Source organism: Nonomuraea rhizosphaerae, from assembly GCF_019396405.1.
GTDB classification, from domain to species: domain Bacteria; phylum Actinomycetota; class Actinomycetes; order Streptosporangiales; family Streptosporangiaceae; genus Nonomuraea; species Nonomuraea rhizosphaerae.
Genome location: NZ_JAHKRL010000335.1, coordinates 1 through 8,432 on the forward strand (window position 1 = coordinate 1; position 8,432 = coordinate 8,432).

At 70.5% G+C, this 8,432-nt stretch carries 7 protein-coding genes; 4 read left to right on the forward strand and 3 right to left on the reverse strand.

What is annotated here, in order from left to right:
• On the reverse strand, positions 1-393 hold a 393-nt coding region (locus KME77_RS16745), incomplete at its 3' end, for an AfsR/SARP family transcriptional regulator (protein ID WP_219468184.1).
• Between KME77_RS16745 and KME77_RS16750 the strand changes: the two genes are divergently transcribed.
• Both KME77_RS16750 and KME77_RS16755 read left to right on the forward strand, forming a co-directional pair.
• Positions 392-1,267 (forward strand): TatD family hydrolase, encoded by an 876-nt coding sequence (locus KME77_RS16750; RefSeq protein WP_219468187.1) that lies wholly within the window; start codon positions 392-394, stop codon positions 1,265-1,267. The two genes, KME77_RS16745 and KME77_RS16750, sit on opposite strands and share 2 nt — an antisense overlap.
• Positions 1,268-1,448: 181 nt before the next feature.
• A complete protein-coding gene (locus KME77_RS16755) occupies positions 1,449-2,288 on the forward strand; it encodes a resuscitation-promoting factor (protein ID WP_219468192.1) in 840 nt (279 codons plus the stop codon).
• A 95-nt stretch (positions 2,289-2,383) separates the two neighbouring features.
• Here KME77_RS16755 and KME77_RS16760 read toward each other — a convergent pair whose 3' ends face one another.
• Together KME77_RS16760 and KME77_RS29350 are read right to left on the reverse strand one after the other, a co-directional pair.
• A complete protein-coding gene (locus tag KME77_RS16760; protein ID WP_219468195.1) occupies positions 2,384-3,625 on the reverse strand; it encodes an FG-GAP repeat protein in 1,242 nt (413 codons plus the stop codon).
• Positions 3,622-5,790 carry a serine/threonine-protein kinase gene (locus KME77_RS29350; RefSeq protein ID WP_372451184.1) on the reverse strand — a complete coding sequence of 723 codons (2,169 nt, stop codon included), beginning with the start codon at positions 5,788-5,790 and terminating at the stop codon, positions 3,622-3,624. The genes KME77_RS16760 and KME77_RS29350 overlap by 4 nt, the downstream gene beginning before the upstream one ends.
• 13 nt (positions 5,791-5,803) lie before the next feature.
• Here KME77_RS29350 and rsmA point away from each other — a divergent pair, with 13 nt between their 5' ends.
• Entirely contained in the window at positions 5,804-6,664 is an 861-nt protein-coding gene (gene rsmA / locus KME77_RS16770) for a 16S rRNA (adenine(1518)-N(6)/adenine(1519)-N(6))-dimethyltransferase RsmA (RefSeq protein ID WP_219468197.1), read from the forward strand.
• 890 nt (positions 6,665-7,554) lie between these two features.
• The gene (locus tag KME77_RS30325) at positions 7,555-7,953 is read left to right on the forward strand and encodes an NlpC/P60 family protein (protein ID WP_219468200.1); all 399 of its coding nucleotides are present in this window, start codon (positions 7,555-7,557) and stop codon (positions 7,951-7,953) included.
• The last annotated feature ends 479 nt before the right edge of the window (positions 7,954-8,432 follow it).

The window sequence follows — 8,432 nt, forward strand, 5'->3', positions numbered from 1 at the left end:
CGCCGGCCCGTGCCACAGCGACAGCGCCTCGCCCAGCAGCCCGGCGGCGCGGCCCGGGTCGTCGCCGAGCGCCCGCCGTCCGGCCTCGGCCAGCCGCAGGAACCGGTGCGCGTCCACGTCCTCGGGATCCGCGGCCAGCCGGTAGCCCGTCGCCGCCCCCTCCACCGGGACGCCGTCGCCACGCAGCCTCGACACCTGGGAGTGCAGCGCGTGCTGCGCGTTCTTGGGCGGCCGCTCGCCGTACAGGACGTCTGTGAGCCTGTCGTACGTGACCACCTCGCCCGGCCGGACGAGCAGGAGCGCCAGCAGAGCGCGCCTGGCGCGGCCGCCGAGCGGGACCTCGGTCCCGTCCGCCCGCCATGCTCGGGTGCTGCCGAGAATGCCGAAGCGCATGGACGTTACTTTAGAGTGCGTGAGCAAGATTCCCGCGCCGCCCGAGCCGCTGTCCGCACCGGTGTTCGACAGTCACTGCCATCTCGACATCATGGTCGGCAACCGGCAGGCGTCCTCCGGCGATCCGGTGGCGCGGGCCGCCCAGGCGGCCTCGGTGAGCGTGCGCGGCATCCTGGACGACTCCCGGGCCGTCGGTGTGACCAGGCTCGTCACGATCGGGTACGACCTGCCGTCCTCGCGGTGGAACGCCGAGACGGCGGCCGGGCACGAGGACGTCTACGCGGGCGTCGCCATCCACCCGAACGAGGCCCACGCGGCCACTCCCGAGGCGCTGGCCGAGATCGAGGCCCTGGCCGGGCGCGATGAGGTGCGCGCGGTGGGGGAGACCGGGCTCGACTACTACCGTGACTGGGCGAGCAGGGACGACCAGCACACGAGCTTCCGTGCGCACATCGAGATCGCCAAGCGGACCGGGAAGGCGCTGGTCATCCATGATCGCGACGCGCACGACGACGTGCTGAAGGTGCTGGCCGCCGAGGGGGCGCCGGAGGTGGTGGTGTTCCACAGCTTCTCCGGCGACGCCGAAATGGCGAAAAAGTGCGTCGAAGCCGGATATTTCATGTCTTTCTCCGGGCCGGTGACGTACAAGAACGCCGGATACCTCCGCGAAGCCGCCCAGGTCGCGCCCGCCGAGCTGATGCTGGTCGAGACGGACGCCCCCTACCTGCCGCCCGTCCCGTACCGGGGCAAACCCAACGCGCCCTTCCTGATCCCCCTCACCCTGCGCTGTCTGGCGGAGGTCAAGGGCGTGCATCCGGACGAGCTCTGCGAGGCCATCAGCGTCAACGGAGTCGCGGTCTTCGGCGAGTGGTGACCATCTTTCCCTGAACCTTTCGCCGAACCGGTGGAGGCCACGGCCCGCGCGCCGCTAGCGTCGTGCCGCCCCAAGCCACCATCGGAGGTCGTTCGTGCGAGGAAAGAGACGCGCCCCGCGCCCTCGGATTGCCTGGCGCTCGCCATGGACGCCGGTCGTCGGCGCGCTCTCAGTCCTGGCCGTGGGCGGCATCCTGGCCGTCGCCGCGCTGGCCAAGGACGTCGTGCTGATCGTCGACGGCCGGCCGCTGGCCGTGCGCAGCTTCGCCGGAACGGTCCAGGAGCTGCTCGGCGACCAGGGAGTCGCGGTGAGCACGGGCGACTCCGTACGCCCGGCCGCCGACGAGGACGTCGTCGACGGGGACCGCATCGTGGTGCGCCACGCCCGCCCGTTCACGCTCACGGTGGACGGACGCACCATGCACCGCCTGGTCACCGCCACGAACGTGCGCGAGGCGCTGGCCGAGTTCGACATCAGGGTGGCGGGCGGCAGGATGTCGGCGCCGCCCGGCAGGCACGTGCCGCTGTCCGGCATGACGCTCACGTACTACAGCAGGCGTCAGGTGTACGTGGAGGCGGACGGCGTCCGGCTGGCGACCAGGACCACCGGCCGAACCGTGCGACAGGTGCTCAGGCAGCGCCGCATCCCGATACGCCCCGGCTATCAGGTGCAGCCGCCGCTCGACAGCTTTCCCGCGCAGGGGACGGTCATCAAGGTCAGCCCGCCTTTGCCGCCGCACACCGTACCCGTCATGCCGGACGTCGCCCGGCTCGACTGGCAGGCGCTGGCCCAGTGCGAGTCGCACGGCAACCCGCTGGCCGTCAACCCGGCGGGGCCGTACTACGGGATGTACCAGTTCAGCCTGCCCATGTGGGCGACCGTGGGCGGGATCGGGCTGCCGCACAGCTGGTCGGTGGAGGAGCAGACGTACCGGGCGCAGCTGCTCTACCAGCGGGTCGGCGGGCGGTGGCAGGGGCAGTGGCCGCAGTGCGGCATGCGCCTGTTCGGCCGGCCCAGCTGACCTGGTCCTGCGGCTGGAACGGGGCCTGGGCGGCTGCTCGACCGCCCAGGCCCCGTCCTGTTGTTGTTACGGCACCCAGTCCGTCGGCGCGGTGCTCAGCCCGCCACCGCGGTGCCGAAGTCGGCGCCGGCGGGGGGCGCGAGCTGGCGCAACTCGTCGGTGCTCTTGGCCAGGATCGACACCTGACCGGCCGGCGCGGAGTCGGGCTGCCCGATGAACAGCTTGTTCCCGCTGTAGGTCAGCGACCAGCCGAACAGGCCGTCCGACGGCGGGAGCTTCCTGTCCTCCGACGCGTTCTTGAACGACAGCACCCGCACCTCACCCTTGTACGGCGACCCGACCGCCACCTTCCCGTCGGGCGAGGCGGCCATCGAGAACCCGAACCCGGTGCCCCCGCTCACCCGCCTGCCCGGCTTCAGGTTCCCGTCGAGGAACTGGACGTACCCCTTGCCGGGGGAGGTGACGGCGTACCCGTTGCCCTCGGAGTAGGCGACCGAGTAGCCGAACCTGTCACCGGACGCCGAGGTCGGCGAGTCGAACTTGACCCCCGTGTACCGCGAGGCCAGAACGTCGTCGATGCGCACGATGGAGCCCGAGTCCGTCTTGCCGGAGTCCACCTGGCGGCCCGCGCCGTCGTCGTTCTCGTACGGGACGCCGACGAGCAGCCGGTTGCCCGGAGCCAGGGCCAGGGACCAGCCGAACTGGTCGCCGACCTCGCCGTTGCCCGGCACCTCCACCGAATCCTGATTTATCCGGATCAGTTTGCCGGTGCCTTCGCGTACGTACACCGAGCCCGCGTCGGCGACCTGCGCCTGGTCCTCGTACGGCGCGCCGATCACCACCACGTTGCCCCTGGTCGCCAGCGACCAGCCGAAGTGCGCGAAGCGCTGCGGCTGCGGCGCGACGAGCCGGACCGGCGCCGGGCTGCCCCCGCCGTACACGACGTAGACGGCGCCCGCGTCCTTGACGCCGTCCACGTCGGCGTACGGGGCGCCGACCACGAGGTCCGCGCAGGCGTTGTCGGGATCGACCTTGGCCAGGCCGACGGACCAGCCGAACGCGTCGTTCTCCTGCAGACCGGGCACGGTGACCGGGATCACCTTGTCGCCGTTGCCGGAGATGACGTGCACGGCGCCCTTGCCGCCGTCGGCGAACGGGTCGCCGACGACCACGTCGTCCACCCCGTCACCGTCGAAGTCACTGTTGCCGGCGCACGCGACCTTCGCCTGCGCGCTGTCGACCTGCGTGCCAGTGGTTTGCGCGCCGGCCGTCCGAGCGGTGCCCCCCATGGTGAGCGCGATCGTCATCAGGATCGCGACCGCGCCTGTCGTCCTCACAGCCGAACCTCTACTTGGTTGCCGTCCTTGAGCCTGGTCGCGGACAGTTGCACGGGCTTGCGGTACAGCGGGATGTCGAACACGAACGCGTTGTCCACCCGATCCCCCGCCGTGATCGCCGCCGGGAACGCGGCCTCCATCGGGTCGTGACGCCCGCCCTTGTCGTCGAGCAGCGAGACGATCGGCTCGCCGATCTCCACCCGCGTCCCGCCCGGATTGATCATGGTCCAGCGGACGACGCAGAGCTGCCCCTGCGTCTGCGTCTTGCCGTCGAACTCCTTCAGCCCGCACTGCGGCGCCGCCGACACGATGAGCTGCGGCGAGTCGAACGACTTGCCGAGCGCGAACCGGTGACCGACGTCGTCCGGCTGCTTCGACGCGGAGGCCGACGCGGTCTGCGACTGGACGGGCCGGGTGCCGTTGCGGCTGGAGGTGACGATGAGCACGCCCACGGTGACGGCGATCGCCAGCACTGCCGCCGCCGCCGCGATGAGCCAGCGCGAGCTGAGCGAACGACCGGGCGCGGCGGCCTGGGTGTCGTCGTCCGAGGACAGGGCCTCGGACATCCTGCCCGGGTCGGTGTTGCGCGCCTGGAGACCCAGCTCGTTCTGGGGGAGCGGCGGCCCGGTGGGAGGATGGGTCGCCGGCATGCCGAGCCCCAGGGTGCCCGGGGGAGGCGTGCCCTGGTTGGGTACGCCCTGGCCTGCCGCGCTTGGAGCTGCTGTGCCCTGATTTAACGCGTTCGGGGCGGATTCGTCGGCGACCGGCTCCTTGGAGGCCTTCTTACGGAAGGTCGGCTTCCGGAAGGCCGGTTTGGCGGCAGGCTTCTCGGGGGTCTGCACCTCCCAGCGCGCCAGTTCCTCCCGCGCCGCCTGCTCCTCGCGGCGAGCCAGCTCCTGCAGATCAACCTGCTCCTGACCAGGCAGTGACTGCCCCCGCGCCGCCTCCTGCGACTGGGACGGCTGGGACTGGATCGGCGGCTGGCTCGGTGATGCCTGTGAGGCAGCACCCTGCGCCCCTGTCTGTGGGGCAGCCCCCTGCGACCCGCTGCCCGCCTGCTGCCTGATCGCCCCGGAACCCGACCCCGGGCCGGTTCCGGAGCCTGGGCCGGTACCTCCGCCCGTTCCCGCTCCCGCTCCCTTGCCAGTGGCGTCGCTCGGCGGCGGCGTGGAGAACGTAGCCGTGATGTCCGGCTCGTCCACCACATTCTGCGGCGGCTGCCATTCGGTGAGCAGCTCGTTGGCCACGAGGGTCGGCGGATCGACGATCGCCGCCGGCGCCGGGGCGCTGCCTCCGACCAGGGCGATCAGCAAGTCCTGGGCCGTGGGCCGCTGGGTGGGGTCCATGCCCGTCGCCCGGCGTACCAGCTCGTCGAGAGGAGCGGGCAGCGCGCCCAGGTCGGGCGGTGTGTTAAGTACGCGCGTCGCGAGCGTGATGGGGTCGCCGCGGCCGAACGGGTGGCGTCCGTTGCCGGCGTACGCGATCAGGCAGCCCCAGGCGAAGATGTCGACCGCTGGGCTGACCGCCTCACCCCGTACCTGCTCCGGCGCCCACCAGCCCGGACTGCCGAGTAACTCGCCGGACATGGTGAAGCCGGTCTCCCTGTCCAGCGCCCTGGCGATGCCGAAGTCGATCACGCGCGGGCCCGACAGCGAGAGAATGACGTTGGCCGGCTTGAGATCCCGATGCACCAGCCCCGCGACGTGGATCGCCGCCAGCGCCGCCGCGACTCCCAGCGCGACGCCGTGCAGCGGCCCCGGGTCCAGCGCGCCGTACTTGGCGATCTGGTCGGAGAGCGGGGTGCCGCCGATGTACTCGGTCACCATGTAGGGCCTGTTGTCGCCCGTGTTGCCGTTGTCCAGCACCTGGGCCGTGCAGAACGACGCGACCCTGCGCGCGTTCTCCACCTCGACGTGGAAGCGTGCCGCGAATCCCTCCTGGTTCGCGAACTCCGCCTTGATCACCTTTACCGCGACAAACCGCCCCGTCGGTGCCCTTGCGAGGAACACCGTGCCCATGCCGCCTTCGCCCAACCGGCCGAGCAGCCGATATGGGCCAATCTCGCGAAGATCCGTCGGGCGGAGCGGCGCGGCGCCCGTAGGCTCCATGAGCGACGTCCCTTCCTGTTCCACGCCATCCTCCCCTGTGGTGCCCCCATCCGCCATCGCAGGTTCTTCGATGCGGGAGACTGGTTGGATGATGCGCCTGTTGGGCCCTGCAGAAATACGTATTTTGGCGGATAAGCTAAACCTTCGTCCGACCAAAAAGCTAGGCCAGAACTTCGTTATAGACGCGGGTACCGTCCGGCGCATCGTCAGAGTGGCCTCGCTCTCGCCAGATGACGTGATCATAGAGGTTGGACCGGGCCTGGGCTCACTGACTCTCGCGCTTCTGGAGTCGGCCGCCCACGTGGTGGCCGTCGAGATCGACCCCGTACTGGCCGCTCAGCTCCCCGTCACCGTCGCCGACCGCGGCCTGTCGGCCAGGCTCACGGTCGTCGGCGCGGACGCGATGCGCATCGGCCCCTCCGACCTTCAGGGCCGCGTCCCGACGGCCCTGGTGGCCAACCTCCCGTACAACGTCGCCGTCCCCGTGGTACTCCATCTGCTGGAGGCGCTCCCGTCGCTGCGCAAGGGCCTGGTCATGGTCCAGTCCGAAGTGGCCGACCGCCTCGCCGCCGCCCCCGGCTCCAAGGTGTACGGCATCCCGTCCGTGAAGGCCGCCTGGTACGCCGACGTACGCCGGGCCGGCCCCGTCGGCCGCTCGGTCTTCTGGCCCGCCCCGAACGTCGACTCCGGCCTCGTCTCCCTGGTCAGACGCGACCCCCCGGAGACGTCCGCGTCGCGGGAGGAGGTGTTCGCCGTGATCGACGCCGCCTTCGCCCAACGCCGCAAAACCCTCCGCGCCGCCCTGGCCTCCTGGGCCGGCACGCCTGTTCTGGCGGAGACGGCCTTGCGAGCGGCCGGTGTGGACCCGTCGACCCGCGGCGAGCAGCTCGACGTGACAGCCTTCGCCCGAATCGCCGAGGCCAAGCCTTAGCAGCTCGTTGCAGTACTGGATGGAGCCGCCCCGCCCACCTTCTCCACCGCCACTACTACATCGCCGCCGCCACCACACCACCCCCTGACCGCCCTCACTGAAACCTGGCCTCAACACCCAGAGTCGCCACTGAGCTGCGCCGATTGCGCAGAACTCCCCTCAACTCCTTGCCTTCATCTCAGCCCGGCGCTGGCTCTTAGCCCGGTGCTGGCCCCAGCCCCGCGACGGCCCCCAGCCCCGCGACGGCCCACGGCCTCGCACCGACCTCCCAGCTTCGCGCTGGCCCCAGCTCCGTACCGACCCTTGGGTGGCACAGGCCCTGGTCCACCCTTAGCCCACCCACCCGCCTATCCACAGATCCTTATCTGCCTGCCGCCCCCATCCACAGAACCCCGCTCGGCCCCTCGCCGCCCCCACCATCCGCAAGATCCTGAGGCCTCCACCCCAGCAACACCCAGGAGGCCCCCATGAACGCCCGCTCTCACCTGACCTGGCTGACCCTCGTCGGCGGCGCCCTAGCCGTGTTCTCCACGACACCCCCGGCAGCCGCCGCAGCCACCACCCCTCTGGCACTCTCGCCTGCCAACACCACACCACTGGCAACCCTGCCCCCAACCGCCATACTTCCGGCGACCACGTCAGCGATCACCCTCCCCTTGACAACCACCTCTCCCTCCACCCCAGCCCCGTGCTACCGCCTCCTCACCCTCCCGCCAGAAGCAATCGCCAAGCTCTCCTCCCTCCCAGAAGCCAAAAAGCTGATCGGCAAGAAAACCCCCATCCACCTCCTCATCCCCCTCCCCCCAGAAGCCTGCTCATCCTCCACCTCCCCAGCCCCCAAACCCCGTCGAAACACCCCCACCCCACACCCTCGTCCCACCAAGGGCGACGTGGCAGCCACCGCCGCCCTCACCCAGCTGGGCATCCCGTTCTCCTGGGGCGGCGGCGCCCCATCAGGTCCCACAACCGGGATCGGCAGAGGCGCCCGCACAAGAGGCTTCGACTGCAGCGGCCTGACCTTGTACGCCTGGTCAAAGGCCGGCATAAGACTCGGCCACTACACCGGCACCCAGTACCGCCAGGGCCGCAGAGTCGCGATAGCAGACCTGCGCAAAGGCGACCTGGTCTTCTTCGGCGGCGGCACCGCCGACCCCACCCACGTAGGCCTCTACCTGGGAGACGGCGTAATGGTCCACGCCCCCAAGACCGGCGACGTCGTCAAGAGAACCACCTTCCTGACCTCCCCCTACTACCGCTCCGTGTACAGAGGCGCAGTACGCCCCGCCTGACCATCACCCCCGGCGGACACCACCCACCGCTCCACCAACGTCACACCTCCGCCTCGACGGACGCCCCTTCCCTCAACCCACAGACGCCGTGCCCCCTCAACCAGGCCTGCCCGGGGAACGGGGACCGGCAGTCTGCGAAAGGCAGCGAGCATACGACTCCCACCAAAAACGATCTTTCACCCAGCGATCTGCCTCCGAGCGCCGGACACCCCCTTAACCCTTGAACACGCCACAACATGCAACCCAGCGAGCGCCGCGCCCCCGCTCTCGATGGAACGCTCTATCTGACCTTGATCAGCTTGGGGAGTGTCCGGCGATCGGAGCTCAAGGGAGTGTCCGGCGCTCGGAGGCGGGTCGCCGACCGAGAGATCGTTTTGCCTGGGAGTCGTATGCTCGCCGCCTTCCGCAGACTGCCGGTTCACGGTTCCTGGACAGGCCCCGCCGCAGCGTGCGGCGCTGCGGCGGGGCCTGTCCGGCGA